We start from the raw sequence: 17167 nt of genomic DNA, 5'->3' as shown, positions 1-17167 counted from the left end.
ATATCCAGGCCGAGAATCCCGCTCATGGGAGGAATCACCATGACTGCCGAGCCGAGCACCGCACACGACTCCGAGCCCGGCATCCGCCTGCCCGTGCCGCCGCCCGGGGGTTTCACGGTCGACGACCTGTTCACCCTGCCGGACCTCCCGCCGCACACCGAGCTGATCGACGGGAGCCTGGTTTTCGTGAGTCCGCAGCGTGATTTCCACAGCGTTGTCATCGACCTGCTGATGGTCGGCCTGCGGCGGCAGCTGCCGAGCGGGTTGAAGGTGCGTCGCGAGATGACTGTCGTCCTGGATCACCGCAACGCCCCGGAACCCGACGTCTGCGTCCTGCGAGCGGATGCCTTCACCGGCCGGGAGCAGACCCGGTACCGGGCCGAAGACCTGCTCCTCGCCGTCGAGGTCGTCTCGCCGGACTCCGAGGCCCGTGACCGTGACTCCAAACCCCTGAAATACGCGGCCGCCGGCATCCCGCACTTCTGGCTGGTCGAGATGGCCGAGGGGGATCAGCACCCGGTGGTCCGGACCTACGAACTGGACCCGATCGGCAAGACCTACGCGCTCACCGGCATCCACCACGACAAGCTGGAGCTGTCCGTGCCCTTCGGCATCGACATCGACATCAGCTCGGGAGCGCTCGACGAGCTGTGACGGTCGGCTCCGGGAAGGACGCCCGCGTAGAACGCCCGTAGCCGGTCCTCGGACCCGGCGGGGGCGGTGAGCTGGACGTGGTCGAGTGCGGCGATCATCCTCATGCCTCCTTCACAGCGACGGCGTACAGCCGCTGGAAGGGCAGGACGGTGCCGTACCCGGTGCTCGGGTACGCCTCGCGCAGCAGGTCGCGGTAGTCGGCGAGGAACGCCGCACGGGCCTCGGGATCGTCCGCCAGGGCGGTGAGGACGGGCCTGAGGCCGGAGCCCTTGACCCAGTCGAGGACGGGGTCCTCGCCGGTCAGGACGTGGTGGTACGTCGTCACCCATACGTCGGGCGTGCAGCCGAGCCGGGCCAGGCGGTCCAGGTAGACGGCGGGAGGGTGGACGGAGTCGGTGCGGCGCGGGACGTGGGCGAGGCGGGACCGCCAGCGGGGTCCTGCGGCGAGTTCGCGCATCAGGGCGTGCAGGGGCGCGTCGATGTTGTCCGGCACCTGGAAGGCGAAGGTGCCGCCGGGAGCGAGGGCGGCCAGCCAGCCCGCGAAGGCGTCCAGGTGGCCCGGGACCCACTGGAGGGTGGCGTTGGAGACGATCAGGTCGTACGTCCCGGCGGGTGTCCAGTCGGCGAGGTCGGCGGGGGCGAAGTCGAGGTGGCCGCCGCCGGGTGTGGGGCCGGCGTGGGCCCCGGCGTCGGCGAGCATCTGCGGGGAGTTGTCGTAGCCGGTGATGTGCGCGGTGGGCCAGCGGTCGGCGAGCAGGCGGGTGACGTTGCCGGGGCCGCAGCCGAGGTCGGCGATGCGGGGCGCCGCCGCGGGCGGGTCGGGGACGCGGGCGAGCAGGTCGGTGAAGGCGCGGGCGCGGGGTCCGGCGTACCTGAGGTACTGGGCGGGATCCCAGGTGGGAGAGGTGACGGGCATGGCGGGCTCCTCGGGTTCGTACACCGTTGTGATCGCCACTCTCCTCCCGTAATACCTCGACGTCAAGATACTTGAGATGAAGATACTCCACCTCAAGAGACTCAATGTCGACACAACCACTACACTGATCGCCATGGAGGACGAGGTCGATCGGCTGGTCGCGGCGTGGCGTCGGGAGCGCCCGGACCTCGACGTGGAACCCCTTGAGGTGCTGAGCCGGGTGAGCCGGCTGGCCCGGCACCTGGACCGGGCGCGTCGGCTGGCGTTCGCCGAGCACCAGCTGGAGCCCTGGGAGTTCGACGTCCTGACCGCGCTCAGGCGGGCCGGGACGCCCTACCAGCTCTCTCCCGGGCAGTTGCTGACCCAGACCCTGGTCACCTCGGGCACGATGACGAACCGCATCGACCGGCTGGCGAAGAAGGGCCTGGTCGAGCGACTGCCCGACCCCAGCGACCGGCGCGGTGTGCTGGTCCGCCTCACCCCGGAGGGCCAGGACCGCGCGGACGAGGCGCTGGCGGGCCTGCTGGAGCAGGAGCGGGCGATCCTCGCGGAGCTGTCCCGCACCGAGCGCACCGAACTGGCCGCGCTGCTACGCCAGCTGACCGCCCCGTTCGACAACATCCCTGGTTAGGTCGGCGGGCCCCACCCCGGCCCGGCGGGCCAGGGCCACGGCGGCGAGGGTGGAGTGGACGCCGAGCTTGCCGAGGACGTTCTGCATGTGGGTGCGCACGGTGTGCGGGGACAGGAACAGCCGCTCGGCGACCGCCTTGCGGCCGAGCCCGGCGACCATGCAGCGCAGCACCTCCCGCTCCCGCGGGGTGAGCGACTCGACCAGCCGCTCGCTCTCGGTGCGGTGCTTGCGCGCGGCGGTCAGCTCGCGCAGCACGCCGGTGAGCAGCGCGGGCGGCAGATGCGTCTCGTCGCGCAGCACGCCCCGGATGACGTTGAGCAGCCGGGACAGTGAGCAGTCCTTGGCGACCCAGCCGGACGCGCCGGCTTGCAGGGCGAGTGCGGCGCGGCGTGCCTCGTCCCGTTCGGCGAGGACGACGGTCCGCACCCCGGGGTGTGCCGAACGGACCCCCGCGACCAGCGAGATCCCGTCCACCAGGCCCTCTTCGTTGCTCGCCTGCACCGGCACCGCCGCTCGCGCGCCGGGCAGGTGGCCGCCCAGATCGGCGTCGACGAGCAGCACGTCGAAGCGGCGGCCCTCACCGGCCGCCCGCTCCAGGCTGCGCAGCGCCGCCGGGCCGCTGCCGGCCGCGGAGACCTCCACGTCCGGTTCGGCGGCCAGAGCCGCGGCGAGCGACTCGGCGAAGATGCGGTGGTCGTCGACGACCAGGACTCGGATACGCACCATGAAACCCCCTTCCCCATGCTCTCGACGAGCAGGGGATGCCCCCAGAGGTCAGACGGACGACGACCTCGCGGGTACGACGCTGTGGCTGGCGGAATCGACCACACGGCCGCCGCCGTGCTGTCACTGCTACCCCCACCCGGGGCGTCGTACCCGCCTGTCTCGCCCCCTGATCGGCACCGGCCCCCACCGGTGCTGCTCCTCAGGGTACGGATGGGGGCCGGAAGGGGAAGCGGATTCGCAGAACTCGTCGGCCGACGCGTTTATGGTGTGCCGCATGTTTCGTATTGAGGCAGAAGTCGACAAGGCCCGACGTGATCTGCTCCGGTCCCGGCTGCGGGACACCAATACGGCGGCGTCCCCCGTCCTGGCCGCCCTCAGCGGCACGCCCGGCGCACGCGAAGCCCCCTTGCACGTCTGGGCGTTGGACGCCTCGGGGGAGCTGGCCGGCGGGCTGGTCGGCCACACCTGGGCGGCCTGGCTGCACCTGACGTACCTCTGGGTCGACGCCCGGCACCGTCGCGCGGGCCTCGGTGCCCGTCTGCTCACGGAGGCGGAGCGGCTGGCCGGGGAGGGCCGCGGCTGCCGGGCGGCGCGGGTGGAGACCTGGGACTTCCAGGCGCCGGAGTTCTACCGGAAGCAGGGGTTCGAGGTGGTGTGCGTGATCCCGGACTATCCGCCGGGGGTCACGGAGTACACGCTGACGAAGGCGTTGGTCCCGGCCTAGGGGAACTTCGTGGTCGCCGGCCGGATGCGCCGCAAGGCTCTCCGGGCGGTACGACGTACGGGCGGGCGGCACCGGGGAGAGTGCCCGGTGCCGCCGGCCCGCGGTCAGCTCAGCCTGCGCGCTCCCGCCGAGGGCACCGCCTCGAAGGTGCGCGGCGCGGTGAAGCCCGCCGTCCCGAACGCCGCCTGAACCGCCTTGGTGATCGCTTCGACGCCGGACTCCTCGGCGAGGACGATCGCCGAGCCGCCGAAGCCGCCGCCGGTCATCCGCGCGCCCAGCGCGCCCGCCTCCAGCGCCGTGTCGACCACCAGGTCGAGTTCGGGGCAGGAGATGCGGAAGTCGTCCCGCAGGGACGCGTGGCCCTCGGTCAGGACCGGGCCGATGGCGCGGGTGTCGCCGGACTCCAGCAGGGACACGACCCGCTCCACCCGCTGGTCCTCGGTGACGATGTGGCGCACCAGGCGGCGCACCTCCTCGTCGTCGCCGAGCCGGGCGAGCGCGGCGTCGAGACCGTCGTAGGGCACGTCCCGCAGGGCGTCCACGCCCAGCAGGGCCGCGCCCTTCTCGCAGCCGGCCCGGCGTTTGCCGTACTCGCCGTCGCTGTGGGCGTGCTTGACCCGGGTGTCGACGACCAGCAGGCGCATGCCCTCGGCGGCCAGGTCGAAGGGGATCTGCCGCTGGGAGAGGTCGCGGGTGTCGAGGAACAGGGCGTGGCCCGGCTCGCAGCACGCGGACGCGGTCTGGTCCATGATGCCGGTGGGCGCGCCGACGTAGACGTTCTCGGCGCGCTGGCACAGGCGGGCCAACTGCCAGCGTTGCAGGCCGAGTTCGTAGAGGTCGTTGAGGGCCAGCGCGACCACGACCTCCAGTGCGGCCGACGACGACAGGCCGGCGCCCGTGGGGACCGTCGAGGACAGGTGGATGTCGGCGCCGGTCACCGGGTGGCCCGCCTCGCGCAGCGCCCAGACCACGCCCGCGGGGTACGCCGTCCAGGTCCGGTCGGCCTGCGGGGCCAGCGCGTCGAGCCGGAGTTCCACGGCGGGGCCCGTGCCGCCGTCGATGTCCGCCGAGTGCAGCCGCAGCACGCCGTCCGTGCGGCGGGTCACGGCGGCCGTCGTGACGTGCGGCAGTGCGAACGGCATGACGAAGCCGTCGTTGTAGTCGGTGTGCTCGCCGATCAGGTTGACCCGGCCCGGCGCGGACCAGATTCCCTCGGGTTCGGCTCCGTACAGTCGGGCGAAGTCCTCCCGGACCTGCTGTGCCCCCACTGCTGACTCCATCTACTGCCCCCTGGAGATGTGCTGGGCGAACTCCCACGCGTCCGCGACGATGCCCGCGAGGTCCGCGCGGGACGGCCGCCAGCCGAGCTTTTCGCGGGCCGTGGCGGCCGAGGCCACCAGGACCGCCGGGTCGCCGCCGCGGCGGGGGGCGACGACCTCGGGAATGGGGTGGCCGGTGACCTGGCGGACGGTCTCGACCACCTCGCGGACCGAGAAGCCGTTGCCGTTGCCGAGATTGCAGATCAGGTGCTCGCCGGGGGCGGCGGACCGCAGCGCCAGCAGATGGGCCTCGGCCAGGTCGGCGACGTGGATGTAGTCGCGGACGCAGGTGCCGTCGGGCGTCGGGTAGTCGTCGCCGTAGACGGAGATGGCCTCGCGCCGGCCCTGGGCGACCTGGAGCACGAGGGGGATCAGGTGCGACTCGGGGTCGTGGCGCTCGCCGTACGCGCCGTACGCGCCGGCCACGTTGAAGTAGCGCAGGGAGACCGCGGCGAGGCCGTGCGCCGTCGCCTCGCTCGTGATCATGTGGTCGACGGCGAGCTTGGTGGCGCCGTAGGGGTTGGTGGGCCGGGTGGGGGCGCTCTCCACGATCGGGACCTGCTCGGGCTCGCCGTAGGTCGCCGCCGTGGAGGAGAAGACCAGCCGGCGCACGCCCGCGTCGCGCATGGCGCCGAGCAGCGCCATGGTGCCGCCGACGTTGTTGTCCCAGTACTTCTCGGGCTTCGTGACCGACTCGCCGACCTGGGAGGAGGCGGCGAAGTGCAGCACGGCGTCGTAGGAGGAGTCGAGCCACTTGGCGGCGTCGCGGATGTCGCCCTCGACGAAGGCCGCGTCGGCGGGGACGCCCTCGCGGAAACCGGTGGAGAGGTTGTCGAGGACGGTGACCTCGTGACCGGCCTCCAGCAGGTGCTGGGCCACCACGCTGCCGACATAGCCCGCACCGCCGGTGACCAGATACTTGCTCATTGACTCGCTACCTCTCGCAGTCGCTCGGCCGCGCGCTCCGGCGGCACGTCGTTGATGAACACGCTCATGCCCGACTCGGAACCCGCGAGGAACTTCAGCTTGCCCGAAGTCCGGCGAATGGTGAAAAGCTCCAGGTGAAGCGCGAAGTCGTCGCGCGTCACACCGTCGAACTCGTCCAGCGCGCCGAACGGGGCCTGGTGCCAGGCCGCGATGTAGGGCGTGGCGGGCCCGCCCGTGGGGTTGCCGCCCGCGGAGTTCTCGCCCACGGTCCGCTCCCCTCCCGTCCGCTCGTCGAAGATCCGGTCGAAGCGCCTCAAGAGTTCCAGATAAACCTTGGGGAATTCTGAGCGCGCGGCCTCGTCGAGTCCCAGCAGATCGGGCACCCGGCGCTTCGGGTACAGATGGATCTCGTACGGCCAGTGCGCAGCGTACGGCACGAAGGCCACCCAGTGTTCCCCCTCCAGGACGACCCGTTCGCCGGCGAGTTCGCGCGCCAGGACGGCGTCGAAGAGGTTCTCGCCGCCGGTCGCTTCCTTGTGGGTTGCCAGTGAACGCAGCATCAGCGCGGTGCGCGGGGTGGTGAAGGGGTAGGCGTAGATCTGGCCGTGCGGGTGGCCGAGCGTGACGCCGATCTCCTCGCCGCGGTTCTCGAAGCAGAACACCTGTTCCACGGAGGGGAGATGGGACAGTTCCAAGGTCCGGTCGGTCCACGCGTCCAGGACCAGCCGGGTCTGTTCCTCGGTCAGGTCCGCGAAGGAGGCGTCGTGGTCGGAGGTGAAGCAGACCACCTCGCACCGGCCCGAGTCGCCGGCCAGCGACGGGAAGCGGTTCTCGAAGACGACGACGTCGTAGGAGGAGTCCGGGATCTCGCTGAGCCGGCCCTCGCGCGTGGGGCACAGCGGGCACTGGTCGGCCGGCGGGTGGTAGGTGCGGCCCTGCCGGTGCGAGGCGACGGCGACGGCGTCGCCGAGCAGTGGGTCGCGGCGGATCTCGGAGGTCGTCGCGGTCGCGTCGAGCGGCCGGTGGTCCACCGCGTCGCGCACCGTGTCGTCCCGCTGGTCGTAGTAGATCAGCTCACGACCGTCGGCCAGCCGGGTCGAGGTCTTCTTCACGCCGGACTCCTCTATGCCCGCATCCAATCAGTCAACACAATCAAACATAACAGATCACAACTCGACAACAGCCTGGACGATCACAATCAAACAAAGAACACCACCAGAAGTCTTCAACAACTGAATACCGAGGCATAGGTTCCGCTACGTATCAGTTCGCGCAACGAAGCGAGTACTCATGCACACCCCCACACAAACCCCCACATATCTGGCAGCAGAGCTGCGGCTTCCCACCAACTGGCTCGACTACACGATCCTGGCGATCTACTTCGTCGTCGTGCTGGGCATCGGCTTCGCCGCACGCCGGTCGGTCAGGACCAGCCTCGACTTCTTCCTCTCCGGGCGCTCACTGCCCGCCTGGATCACCGGCCTCGCCTTCATCTCCGCCAACCTCGCCGCCACCGAGATCCTCGGCATGGCCGCCAACAGCGCCCAGTACGGTGCCTACACCGTCCACTGGTACTGGATCGGCGCCATCCCGGCCATGGTCTTCCTCGGCCTGGTGATGATGCCGTTCTACTACGGCAGCAAGGTCCGCTCGGTCCCCGAGTTCCTGCTGCTGCGCTTCGACCGGCCCGCCCACCTGCTGAGTTCGATCCTGTTCGCGTTCGCCGCCATTCTGATCGCCGGTGTGAACCTCTACGCCCTGGCGATCGTCGTAGAGGCCCTCCTCGGCTGGCCGCAGTGGGTGGCGATCGTGGTCGCCGGCCTCTTCGTGCTGGCCTACATCACCCTCGGCGGGCTGTCCTCCGCGATCTACAACGAGGTCCTTCAGTTCTTCGTGATCCTGGCCGCCCTCATCCCGATCACCATCCTCGGCCTGAAGAAGGTCGGCGGCTGGGGCGGGCTGACCGACAAGCTCACCGCGGCCCACGGGGACAACTTCACCACCGCGTGGGGCGGCACCGGCATCGGGCACGTCAACCCGCTCGGCGCCAACTGGCTGACCATCGTCCTCGGCCTCGGCTTCGTCCTGTCCTTCGGCTACTGGACGACCAACTTCGCCGAGGTGCAGCGCGCCCTGTCCGCGAAGAACCTCTCGGCCGCCCAGCGCACCCCGCTGATCGCCGCGTACCCGAAGATCTTCATCGTCTTCCTGGTGATGATCCCGGGCCTGGTGGCCGCCGCGCTGGTGCCGAACATCGGCACCTCGTCCTCCGGGCTCCAGTACAACGACGCCATCCCCTACCTGATGCAGGAACTGCTGCCCAACGGCGTACTCGGCATCGCGGTGACCGGCCTGCTGGCCGCGTTCATGGCCGGTATGGCGGCCAACGTCTCGTCGTTCAACACGGTGTTCACGAACGACATCTGGGCCAAGTACGTGATCAAGGGCCGGGAGGACGCGTACTACGTCCGCTTCGGCCGGCTGATCACCGCGGTCGGCGTGCTCGCGTCGATCGGCACCGCGTTCCTGGCGTCCTCGTTCTCGAACATCATGAGCTATCTCCAGACGCTGTTCTCCTTCTTCAACGTGCCGATGTTCGTGGTCTTCATCGTGGGCATGTTCTGGAAGCGCGCGTCCGCGAAGTCCGGCTTCTGGGGCCTGCTCGCCGGCACCGTGACCGCGATGGTCAACTACTTCGTGATGTACAAGAAGGACATCATCAGCATCCCCTCCGACCAGGGCGCCAACTTCGTCTCCGCCATCGCGGGCTTCGTCGCCGGTGCCGTCGTCATGGTCGCGGTGTCGCTGTTCACCAAGCCGAAGCCGGCCGACCAGTTGCAGGGACTGGTCTACGGCACCAGGTCCCCCGGGATGACCGAGGCCCCCGCCGCCGGCGACGACGCCTGGTACCGCCGGCCGGCCCTCCTGGGCTGGGGCGCCGTGGTCCTGGCCGCCGCCTGCTACATCCCGTTCTCGTTCTGACGGCCACCGAAGGGAGTCGAGCAACCATGACCGAGCACTCCGGGCAGTCCGGATTCTCCGAGCGGGACCTCCAGCGGGAGGTCACCGAACTGGAACAGAAGTCGGCGACCGCCGCCCGCATCTTCGACCTGCGCCGCATCATCGGCGGCCTGTTCGTCCTCTACGGCGTCATCGTCACGATCGTCGGCATCACCGACTCGCAGTCCGCCATCGACAAGGCGCAGGGCGTCAACATCAACCTGTGGACCGGCATCGGGATGCTGATCCTCGGCCTGTTCTTCCTGGCCTGGCTGAAACTCCGCCCGACCACGCCGCCGGTCCCCGCCGAGACGGAGCAGGGCACCACCGGGCCTGAGTGACGACGCCTCCGGCGGTGGTACGGCCGGGGCTGGTGCGTCCGGGGCTGGTGCGTCCGGGGCTGGTACGTCCGGTGCTGATGCCTCCGGAGGTGACGCCTTGGGTGGGAGCCGCTATAACTCGGACTGCGGCTCCGGGCCATGCCCCGCGTGCGGCCCCTGCCCGGCGTGCGGTGCGTGCGGTGCGTGCGACGTGCCGTCGGGCAGTGGGCCTGCCCGGTCCAGCAGGCCGGTGCGGGCGGCCAGGGCCGCCGCCTCCAGCCGGGAGCCCACGCCCAGTTTCATGAGTACCCGCTGGACGTGCGTCCGGGCGGTCGACGGGGCGATGCCCATCCCGGCGGCGATCAACCGGGTGTCCTCGCCGTCCGCGACCCGGACCAGGACCTCCACCTCGCGTGGGGTGAGCATCTGCAACAGCCGCTGGCCCTCGTCGTCCGGCTGGGCGGCGGGATTCAGCAGCTCACCGAAGGCGCCCTGGAGCAGTTGCGGAGCGACGGCCGCCTCGCCGGTCCTGGCCTTCATGATGGCCCGCTCGACCCCCTCGATCCGCTCGTCGTGCCGCACGTACCCGGACGCACCGGACGCGAACGCCGCGGCGATCCCGCGCGGGGACGGCACCGGACCCAGGACCACCACCGCGACCTGCGGGCGCTCCCGCTTGATCTTCACCACCGGGTCGAAGGTCCCCGGCTCGGCCGGTGCCGCCGTACCCAGCAGGCACACCTCGGGCGCGCGGCTGATCACCAGATCCGCCGCGCCCACGGACGGCGCCGCCGCGGCGAGCACCCGGTGCCCGCGCAGCTTCAGTGCCGAGGCCAGTGCCTCCGCGAGCAGTCGATGGTCGTCGACGACGATGAGCCGCACTCCCATGGAGCAACCCCCCAGTCCCCCCTACGGAGCCCCCACTATGGATGCCCACCGGTCCACATGGACAGAGGGCCCCCCGGCACCTCGTCCTTCATGCCCCCGGAAGCTACACGCTTGTTCGACGTTCCGCTGCCCCTACAGATGAGAAGTGCCCCGGATCGGAGGAATCTCTTGCTTTTCTGGCATCCGACGGTGACGAGCGGGACCGTTCAGCCGCCGGTTCCCGCGCCGAACGCGACCACCAGATACTCCTTGCCGTACGTGGCGGACGCCTTGTGGGCGAACACCGCCGACAGGTACAGGCGGCCCCGCCCGTAGCGGATCTCCGCGTACTCCGGTGACAGCCGGGTCTCCGCGTCACGCACCGCCCGGGTGGCCGGGTTCTCCAGCAGTTCGGTCTCCTTGAAGGAGTTGCCGTCGATGCTGACGATCCGACCGCCCTTGTCGTACGGCGGGCGCTCGTACGCGAGCAGGTTGCCGCCGTCCATGCGCAGCGGGCTGATCGTGTAGCCGTCCCCGGCGTCCGCGCGCTGGCCGGTCTGTTCGCCGGTGGCCAGGTCGAAGGCGACGATCTCGTTGGTCCGGTTGCGCGGACCGCCGCCGTCGTGCTGCTCGGTCGGCACGTACAGCCGGTCGCCGCCGACGACGATCTGCCGGCAGTACTCGATCCGGGCGGCGCCGTCGCAGCGGCCCGCGTAGGAGTCGCCCGGCGCGGAGATCCTGGCGCGCAGCCTGCCGGTCCGGCCGTCGAGGGAGAAGTAGTCGGAGACGCCACTGCCGTCGCCCGCGCTGTCGCCGACGTCGGCGGCCACCACCAGCGGGTCGGTCGAGACGATCGACGCGTACTCGATGCCCGCGGTCATCTGGTACTCGGAGAGCACCTTCCCGGACGTCGGTTCGAGGGTCTGGATGTGCAGCCGGCGGTTGCCGTAGCTGCCGCACTTGCGGACCGAGACCAGGCTGTCGCCGCCGCCGTATCCGGCGTCGTAGCAGGTGTCGGCCGGCCGCGGCTGCCAGAGCAGCTTTCCGGAGGACATGTCGAAGGCGGCGCCGCCGCCGGTGCTGCCCACGGCGACCGTGTTCCGGGCGATGGTGACGTTATCGAAGTTGATCAGCTTGTCGCCGGACTTGACCGTCTTGGTCCAGAGCCTGGTTCCCGCGTCGAGGTCGATCACAGCGACCTGGCTGCACCCCTTGGAGGAGTTCTTCGCCGGCATCCCCGGCTGGAAGACGACCGCGGTCCTGTCGTCCGAGGTGATGTGCTCGGTGACGGAGCACACCGGGCCGGGCAGCCTGACCGTCCACAGCTCGGTGCCCTTCGCGGGGTCGTGGCCGACGATCTCGGCGATGCCGGTCTTGGCGTACACCTTGTCGGTGAGCCAGGAGCCGGAGGTGACGACCGTGTCGTCGGCGGTGGGCAGCGGGACCTGGAAGAGGACCTTGGAGGCGGTGTCCGCGGGCGCCTTCTCCTTGCCGCCGGTGCCCCCGGTGCCGCCGTCCTCGGCGCCCTTGCCGCCGGTGCCGCCGCTGGAACCGGCCGTGTCGTCCTTCTTTCCGGCGTCGTCACCGGACGACTTCGCGTACAGCAGACCGCCGCCGACGATCAGCGCGATGGCGACGACCGCCGACACGATGATGACCAGCGGCGCCCTGGACTTGCGCGGGCCGCCGGGCGATCCGTACTGCGGCTGCGGCTGCGGCTGTGTGGGCACGGCGGACTGGCCCGGGGGGCCGTAACCGGGTTGCTGGGGGTACGCGTTCGGCTGGGGGTACGGGGTGGTCTGGGAGTAGGGACCTGGCTGCGCATACGGGTTGGGCTGGGCGTACGGATTGGGCTGGGCGTACGGATTGGGCTGCCGGCCGGGGTCGCCGGGGCCGGGTGGCTGGGCCGGATAGCCGTAGCCGGGCTGCGGCGGTGTCTGGGGCGGCGGCTGGGGTGGGCCCTGTGGTGCGGGCGGCGGGGATGCCGGTGGCGCGGCCGGTGGCGGCGGAGGTGCCGCGGGCCGCTGGGGCGGGCCGAAACCGCCCTGCTGCGGCGGCTGGTTGGGCGGGGGCGGCGGCTGCGTCATGACGGGTGCACCTCGGAGGAGCGCTCGAATACGGCGGTGTGGGGCGGAGGCGGAGGCGGAGAGGAAGACGGAGACGAAGGCGGAGGCGGAAACCGGGACGGCGAGGGAGACCGGGGCCGGGACGGCGAAACCGGGCTCACTTGCCGAAGGCAAGCATCAGCTTCTCCGGCGCGTCGTCCTTGCCGGTCAACCGGTTGGAGGAGATGTAGAACCGCCCGTCGGCCCAGTCGACGGAACTGTCGAAGAAGCTGCCCTCGATGTTCGCGGTGCCGTGCGGGTTCTGGAGCAGCTTGGTCGTCCGGTGGTCGGTGCCCGCCGTCGGCACGGACACGACCTGCCCGCCCGCGTCGTACGACGGCTCGACGTACGCGACGAGCCGCCCGCCCCCGGCCCTGAGCGGCATCATCGACTCGTCCGCCGGGGACTTGACGCGCCACTTCTCCTTGCCGTCGGCGAGTCCGATCGCGACGATCTCGTTGGGTCCGCCGGCGACGTCGGTGGGCAGATAGAGAGTGTCCGCGTCGGCGGCGACACCCGTGCAGCCCTGGAGGTCGCGCGAGACGATCCCCAGGCCGCACCGCGGGGCGAACTTCTCGTCGACCCCGACCTCCGAGCGGAAGTCGCCGCCGGCGGTGAAGACGGTGATGTTCCAGGCCCGCTCGTCCTCGTTGGTCAGGTAGACGACGAGCGGGTCGAGGGAGTAGACGCGCGCTACCTTCCAGCCCTTCTTGACCGGCCTGGTCCACTTGACCTTGCCGGTGGCCGGGTCGAGTTCCTGAATCTCCTGGTGCTCGTTGCTGCCGGTGGCATCGCAGGAGGCCACCGAGATCAGCCGGCCGGCACCGCCCGCGAACGCGGTCGGGAAGCAGGCGTCGCCGTACCTCGTCCTGTCGTACAGCTTCCGGCCGCTGTCCAGGTCGTACGCCGTACCGGACTGCGAACGACCCACCATCAGCGTCTTGCCGACGAGGGTCAGTTCGACGGAGGCGGTGCTGTCGAACAGCGCGCCGTCGGCGACCTTGCCCTGCCAGCCCTTCGCCCCGGTGTCCAGGTCGATCACCTGGAGCCGGTTGCACTCGGCGCGGTCGCTCGAACCGCTCATGTACGCCACGACGACCTTGTCGTCGGCCGACTTCTGCGGGGTCACCGCGCAGATCTTCTGCGGGAAGGTGATCGGGTCCCAACTGGGCCTGCCGTCGGCCACGTCGTAGCCGAAGACCTGCCGGTACGCGGCCTTCGCCGCGGTCCTGCCGGTGATCCACATGCCGGGGGCGCCGGCGCCGGAGGCGGGCGCGTCGGGCGCCGACTTGTACCAGAGCACCCTGGCCTCGCCGGGCCCCCGGCCCTCGTTGAGGTTCTCCGGGTCCGCGCCGCCGTCACCGCTGCCGTCGCCGGGGTCGACCGGGGCGGCGGGGGCGGAGGCGGAGGCGGAGGGCTTGGCGTCGTCGGACCGCTGGGCCGCGGGCTCGTTCCCGCCGTCGCCGCCGACCGCGTACACCACACCGCCGATGACGAGGAGCGCCGCCACCGCGCCGCCGACGATCAGCGCGGGCTTCCGCCGGGCGGAGCCGACGGGGGGCGGGGTGCCGGGTGCGCCGCCGGGGAACTGCGGCGGCTGGTACGGGTAGCCGTGAGCGGGTTGCTGGGCGTACGGCCCCGGTTGCTGGGCGTACGGTCCCGACTGCTGGATGTACGGCCCCGGCTGCTGGGGGTGTCCGTACGGGCCGCCGGGCTGGGCGTAGGGGCCCGGTTGGGCATAAGGGCCGGGCCGGACATCAGGGCCAGTGTGTCCGTAAGGGCCCGGTTGGGCGTAGGGGCCGGGTTGCGCGTAGGGGCCGGGTTGTGGTGGGGAGCCGGGTTCCGGTTGCTGGTGCGGCGGGGACGGCGGCTGGGCGGGCGGGGTCTGCGGGGCCCCGGGGTCTCCGTCCTGCGGCGGTCGGCCCTGCGGTGGTCCGAAGCCGCCGTGCGGCGGCTGGTCGGGCGGCTGGGTCATCAGCGCTGCTCCCCCTCGTTCACTGACTTTTAGCCACGCCCTGAGGCTCACCATGGGCCCAAGGCCGCTCTCGGGTGGTTCTCAGTCGGCCCTTTCTACCACCAGGATCCGGCCGCCGAAGGAACCCGAGTCGGCGCTGTTCCCAAGGGTGGACCGGCCCGTGATGCCGCCGTTACGAGCCTGCACGCCCCCTGTACGCCCCCTGCACGCGGCGCTCGCGAGGGCCGTGCTCCGGCGCGTACGGCGGCATACGACGGCTCCCGGCCGACCCGCGCGCAACCGGGGAACGCACCGGAACGGACCAGGGAGCGACCAGGGAGCGGACCGGAACGGACCGGGGCGGACCGGGCCGCGGGCAGAGCGGGGAACGGGCCGGAAGGGGCGGGGAAATGAGCCGGGAACCGGCCGGCGTACCGGCCGTGCGCCCGCGTCGCGGTCAGGCGTCCTCGGCGAGTTCCAGCCAGCGCAGCTCCAGTTCCTCGCGTTCCCCCGCCACCCCACGCAACTGCCCGTCGAGTTCGGCCACCTTCGCGAAGTCGGTGGCGTGCTCGGCGAGCTGCGCGTGCAGCTTGGCCTCCTTCTCCGAGATCTTGTCCAACTGGCGCTCGATCCGCTGGAGTTCCTTCTTCGCGGCCCGCTGGTCGGCGGCGCTCCGCTCCGTCGTCACGGGCTTGGGCGCCACGGCGGCGGCCGAGGCGGACTCGGCCTGCGCCATGCTCCGGCGCCGCTCCAGGTACTCGTCGATGCCGCGCGGCAGCATCCGCAGCGTGGCGTCGCCGAGCAGCGCGAACACCCGGTCGGTGGTGCGCTCGACGAAGAACCGGTCGTGCGAGATGACGATCATCGAGCCGGGCCAGCCGTCGAGCACGTCCTCCAGCTGGGTCAGGGTCTCGATGTCCAGGTCGTTGGTGGGCTCGTCGAGGAAGAGGACGTTGGGCTCGTCCATGAGCAGCCGCAGCAGTTGCAGCCGCCGCCGCTCACCGCCCGACAGGTCGCCCACCGGCGTCCACTGCTTCTCCTTGTTGAACCCGAACGTCTCGCACAGCTGCCCCGCGGTCATCTCGCGGCCCTTGCCGAGGTCGACCCGCTCACGCACCTGCTGCACGGCCTCCAGCACCCGCAGGGCGGGGTCGAGTTCGGCGACCTCCTGGGAGAGGTAGGCGAGCTTGACGGTCTTGCCGACGACGACCCGCCCGGCGACCGGCTGCGCCTCCCCCGCGGTGCGCGCCGCGTCGGCCATGGCCCGCAGCAGGGTGGTCTTCCCGGCGCCGTTGACCCCGACCAGGCCGATGCGGTCGCCGGGGCCGAGCTGCCACGTGACGTGCTTGAGCAGCATCTTGGGGCCGGCCTGGACGCTCACGTCCTCCAGGTCGAAGACGGTCCTGCCGAGCCGCGAGGAGGCGAACTTCATCAGTTCGCTGCTGTCCCGGGGCGGCGGCACGTCCTGGATCAGCTCGTTGGCGGCCTCGACCCGGAACCGCGGCTTGGAGGTACGGGCGGGGGCGCCGCGGCGCAGCCAGGCCAGCTCCTTGCGGATCAGGTTCTGCCGCTTGACCTCCTCGGTGGCGGCGATGCGCTCGCGTTCGGCGCGGGCGAAGACGTAGTCGGAGTAGCCGCCCTCGTACTCGTAGACGGTGCCGCGCTGCACGTCCCACATGCGGGTGCAGACCTGGTCCAGGAACCAGCGGTCGTGGGTCACGCAGACCAGCGCCGAACGCCGTTCCTGGAGGTGCCGGGCCAGCCAGGCGATGCCCTCCACGTCGAGGTGGTTGGTGGGCTCGTCGAGGACGAGCAGTTCCTGCTCCTCGATGAGCAGCTTGGCGAGCGCGATCCGGCGCCGCTCGCCACCGGAGAGCGGGCCGATGACGGTGTCCAGGCCGGCCGGGAAGCCCGGCAGGTCGAGGCCGCCGAACAGGCCGGTGAGTACGTCCCTGATCCGGGCGTCGCCCGCCCACTCGTGGTCGGCCTTGTCCCCGATGACCTCGTGGCGCACGGTGGCCGCCGGGTCGAGCGAGTCGTGCTGGGTGAGCACGCCGAGCCGCAGCCCGCCGGAGTGGGTGACCCGCCCGCTGTCGGCCTCCTCCAGCTTCGCGAGCATCCGGACGAGGGTGGTCTTGCCGTCGCCGTTGCGTCCGACGACCCCGATCCGGTCCCCCTCGGACACTCCGAGCGAGACGCCGTCCAGCAGCGCACGCGTGCCGTACACCTTGCTGACGTTCTCGACATTGACCAGGTTGACGGCCATTTCACTCCTGTGCGCGGGGATCGATCAGCCTTCAAGCGTAGGGCCTGCGGGTGCGGGGGCGGGGCGCGCGGGGGTGGTCACTCTTTGTGATGACATGATCGGGAAACGGCCGCTACCGTTGGGGGCAGGCAGCAGAATCCCGTCCATGGGAGGAACCATGACCGCCGAGTCCGTAGAGCACCACGTCCAGTGGCCGGTGCCACCGCAGGACGGCTACACCGTGGACGACCTGTTCACGCTGCCGGATCTCCCGCCGCACACCGAGCTGATCGACGGGAGCCTGATTTTCGTGAGTCCGCAGCGCCGCTTCCACGGCAACATGGTCGACTTGCTCGTCTTCGGCCTGCGCAGCAGCGGTCTGCCCGCTGAGCTGAGGGTCAGCCGGGAGATGACCGTGGTCCTCGACAGGCGCAACGGCCCGGAACCCGATGTGAGCGTGATCCGGGCCGACGCGATCACCGGTCCGGAACAGACGAGCTACCAGGCCGACGTTGTGCTCCTGGCCGTCGAAGTCGTCTCCCCCGATTCCGAGTCCCGTGACCGCACCACCAAGCCGCAGAAGTACGCCGCCGCCGGTATCCAGAACTTCTGGCGGGTCGAGGCGAGCGGGACGAGCGGCAGGCCCGTCGTCCACGTCTACGAACTCGACCCGCTCACCAAGGCGTACGTGCACATGGGCATGCACCGCGACCGCATCAAGGTCGACAAGCCCTACCCCATCGACATCGACCTCACGGCGATCGACGAACTCTGAGCGG

The 17167-nt window shown here is 70.9% G+C and carries 15 protein-coding genes; 6 read left to right on the top strand and 9 right to left on the bottom strand.

Annotated elements, in window-relative coordinates; all coding sequences use genetic code 11:
* The first annotated feature begins 39 nt into the window (after positions 1-39).
* Positions 40-654, top strand: coding sequence for a Uma2 family endonuclease (locus ACFC09_RS24740; RefSeq protein ID WP_376532028.1), 615 nt, complete (start codon positions 40-42; stop codon positions 652-654).
* Between the two features lie 100 nt (positions 655-754).
* Here the strand turns inward: ACFC09_RS24740 and ACFC09_RS24735 are convergent, their stop codons facing one another.
* On the bottom strand, positions 755-1570 hold the full coding sequence (locus ACFC09_RS24735) for a trans-aconitate 2-methyltransferase (RefSeq protein ID WP_376532026.1): 816 nt from the start codon (positions 1568-1570) through the stop codon (positions 755-757).
* Between the two features lie 133 nt (positions 1571-1703).
* On the opposite strand from ACFC09_RS24735, the gene ACFC09_RS24730 reads away from it, so the two are divergent.
* A complete protein-coding gene (locus ACFC09_RS24730; protein ID WP_376532137.1) occupies positions 1704-2201 on the top strand; it encodes a MarR family winged helix-turn-helix transcriptional regulator in 498 nt (165 codons plus the stop codon).
* Here ACFC09_RS24730 and ACFC09_RS24725 read toward each other — a convergent pair.
* The gene (locus tag ACFC09_RS24725) at positions 2160-2927 is read right to left on the bottom strand and encodes a LuxR C-terminal-related transcriptional regulator (protein ID WP_376532024.1); all 768 of its coding nucleotides are present in this window, start codon (positions 2925-2927) and stop codon (positions 2160-2162) included. The genes ACFC09_RS24730 and ACFC09_RS24725 overlap by 42 nt on opposite strands.
* 262 nt (positions 2928-3189) lie before the next feature.
* On the opposite strand from ACFC09_RS24725, the gene ACFC09_RS24720 reads away from it, so the two are divergent.
* Positions 3190-3651, top strand: a complete 462-nt coding sequence (locus ACFC09_RS24720; RefSeq protein ID WP_376532022.1) for a GNAT family N-acetyltransferase — start codon at positions 3190-3192, stop codon at positions 3649-3651.
* 104 nt (positions 3652-3755) lie between these two features.
* Here ACFC09_RS24720 and galK read toward each other — a convergent pair whose 3' ends face one another.
* From galK to ACFC09_RS24705, 3 genes are read right to left on the bottom strand one after another with little or no spacing between them, the layout of a single operon-like run.
* A complete protein-coding gene (galK, locus tag ACFC09_RS24715) occupies positions 3756-4919 on the bottom strand; it encodes a galactokinase (RefSeq protein ID WP_376532135.1) in 1164 nt (387 codons plus the stop codon).
* Between the two features lie 12 nt (positions 4920-4931).
* Positions 4932-5897, bottom strand: coding sequence for a UDP-glucose 4-epimerase GalE (galE, locus tag ACFC09_RS24710; protein ID WP_376532020.1), 966 nt, complete (start codon positions 5895-5897; stop codon positions 4932-4934).
* Positions 5894-7009, bottom strand: coding sequence for a DUF4931 domain-containing protein (locus tag ACFC09_RS24705; protein WP_376532018.1), 1116 nt, complete (start codon positions 7007-7009; stop codon positions 5894-5896). The genes galE and ACFC09_RS24705 overlap by 4 nt, the downstream gene beginning before the upstream one ends.
* A gap of 178 nt (positions 7010-7187) precedes the next feature.
* Between ACFC09_RS24705 and ACFC09_RS24700 the strand changes: the two genes are divergently transcribed.
* On the top strand, positions 7188-8879 hold the full coding sequence (locus ACFC09_RS24700; RefSeq protein ID WP_376532016.1) for a sodium:solute symporter family protein: 1692 nt from the start codon (positions 7188-7190) through the stop codon (positions 8877-8879).
* Between the two features lie 26 nt (positions 8880-8905).
* The gene (locus tag ACFC09_RS24695) at positions 8906-9238 is read left to right on the top strand and encodes a hypothetical protein (protein ID WP_376532014.1); all 333 of its coding nucleotides are present in this window, start codon (positions 8906-8908) and stop codon (positions 9236-9238) included.
* Between the two features lie 111 nt (positions 9239-9349).
* Here ACFC09_RS24695 and ACFC09_RS24690 read toward each other — a convergent pair whose 3' ends face one another.
* The 4 genes from ACFC09_RS24690 to ACFC09_RS24675 all read right to left on the bottom strand — a co-directional run bounded on the left by ACFC09_RS24690 (position 9350) and on the right by ACFC09_RS24675 (position 16409).
* Positions 9350-10105 (bottom strand): LuxR C-terminal-related transcriptional regulator, encoded by a 756-nt coding sequence (locus ACFC09_RS24690; RefSeq protein ID WP_376532012.1) that lies wholly within the window; start codon positions 10103-10105, stop codon positions 9350-9352.
* Between the two features lie 206 nt (positions 10106-10311).
* Positions 10312-12171, bottom strand: coding sequence for a PQQ-binding-like beta-propeller repeat protein (locus ACFC09_RS24685; protein WP_376532010.1), 1860 nt, complete (start codon positions 12169-12171; stop codon positions 10312-10314).
* 136 nt (positions 12172-12307) lie between these two features.
* A complete protein-coding gene (locus ACFC09_RS24680) occupies positions 12308-14164 on the bottom strand; it encodes a PQQ-binding-like beta-propeller repeat protein (RefSeq protein ID WP_376532008.1) in 1857 nt (618 codons plus the stop codon).
* A 436-nt stretch (positions 14165-14600) separates the two neighbouring features.
* Complete coding sequence (locus ACFC09_RS24675) at positions 14601-16409, bottom strand: ABC-F family ATP-binding cassette domain-containing protein (protein ID WP_376532006.1); 1809 nt, start codon at positions 16407-16409, stop codon at positions 14601-14603.
* A gap of 145 nt (positions 16410-16554) precedes the next feature.
* On the opposite strand from ACFC09_RS24675, the gene ACFC09_RS24670 reads away from it, so the two are divergent.
* Entirely contained in the window at positions 16555-17163 is a 609-nt protein-coding gene (locus ACFC09_RS24670; protein ID WP_376532004.1) for a Uma2 family endonuclease, read from the top strand.
* The last annotated feature ends 4 nt before the right edge of the window (positions 17164-17167 follow it).

The sequence above is a fragment of the Streptomyces sp. NPDC056161 genome, from assembly GCF_042268025.1.
In the GTDB taxonomy this organism is placed as follows: domain Bacteria; phylum Actinomycetota; class Actinomycetes; order Streptomycetales; family Streptomycetaceae; genus Streptomyces.
This window is presented reverse-complemented; position numbering and strand designations above follow the sequence as displayed.

Coding starts and splice junctions, on each gene's coding strand:
- ACFC09_RS24725 (WP_376532024.1), bottom strand. CDS start 2,927: ATGGTGCGTATCCGAGTCCTGGTCGTCGACGACCACCGCATCTTCGCC.
- ACFC09_RS24685 (WP_376532010.1), bottom strand. CDS start 12,171: ATGACGCAGCCGCCGCCCCCGCCCAACCAGCCGCCGCAGCAGGGCGGT.
- ACFC09_RS24720 (WP_376532022.1), top strand. CDS start 3,190: ATGGTGTGCCGCATGTTTCGTATTGAGGCAGAAGTCGACAAGGCCCGA.
- ACFC09_RS24680 (WP_376532008.1), bottom strand. CDS start 14,164: ATGACCCAGCCGCCCGACCAGCCGCCGCACGGCGGCTTCGGACCACCG.
- ACFC09_RS24735 (WP_376532026.1), bottom strand. CDS start 1,570: ATGCCCGTCACCTCTCCCACCTGGGATCCCGCCCAGTACCTCAGGTAC.
- ACFC09_RS24675 (WP_376532006.1), bottom strand. CDS start 16,409: ATGGCCGTCAACCTGGTCAATGTCGAGAACGTCAGCAAGGTGTACGGC.
- ACFC09_RS24695 (WP_376532014.1), top strand. CDS start 8,906: ATGACCGAGCACTCCGGGCAGTCCGGATTCTCCGAGCGGGACCTCCAG.
- galE (WP_376532020.1), bottom strand. CDS start 5,897: ATGAGCAAGTATCTGGTCACCGGCGGTGCGGGCTATGTCGGCAGCGTG.
- ACFC09_RS24690 (WP_376532012.1), bottom strand. CDS start 10,105: ATGGGAGTGCGGCTCATCGTCGTCGACGACCATCGACTGCTCGCGGAG.
- ACFC09_RS24670 (WP_376532004.1), top strand. CDS start 16,555: ATGGGAGGAACCATGACCGCCGAGTCCGTAGAGCACCACGTCCAGTGG.
- ACFC09_RS24700 (WP_376532016.1), top strand. CDS start 7,188: ATGCACACCCCCACACAAACCCCCACATATCTGGCAGCAGAGCTGCGG.
- ACFC09_RS24740 (WP_376532028.1), top strand. CDS start 40: ATGACTGCCGAGCCGAGCACCGCACACGACTCCGAGCCCGGCATCCGC.
- ACFC09_RS24730 (WP_376532137.1), top strand. CDS start 1,704: ATGGAGGACGAGGTCGATCGGCTGGTCGCGGCGTGGCGTCGGGAGCGC.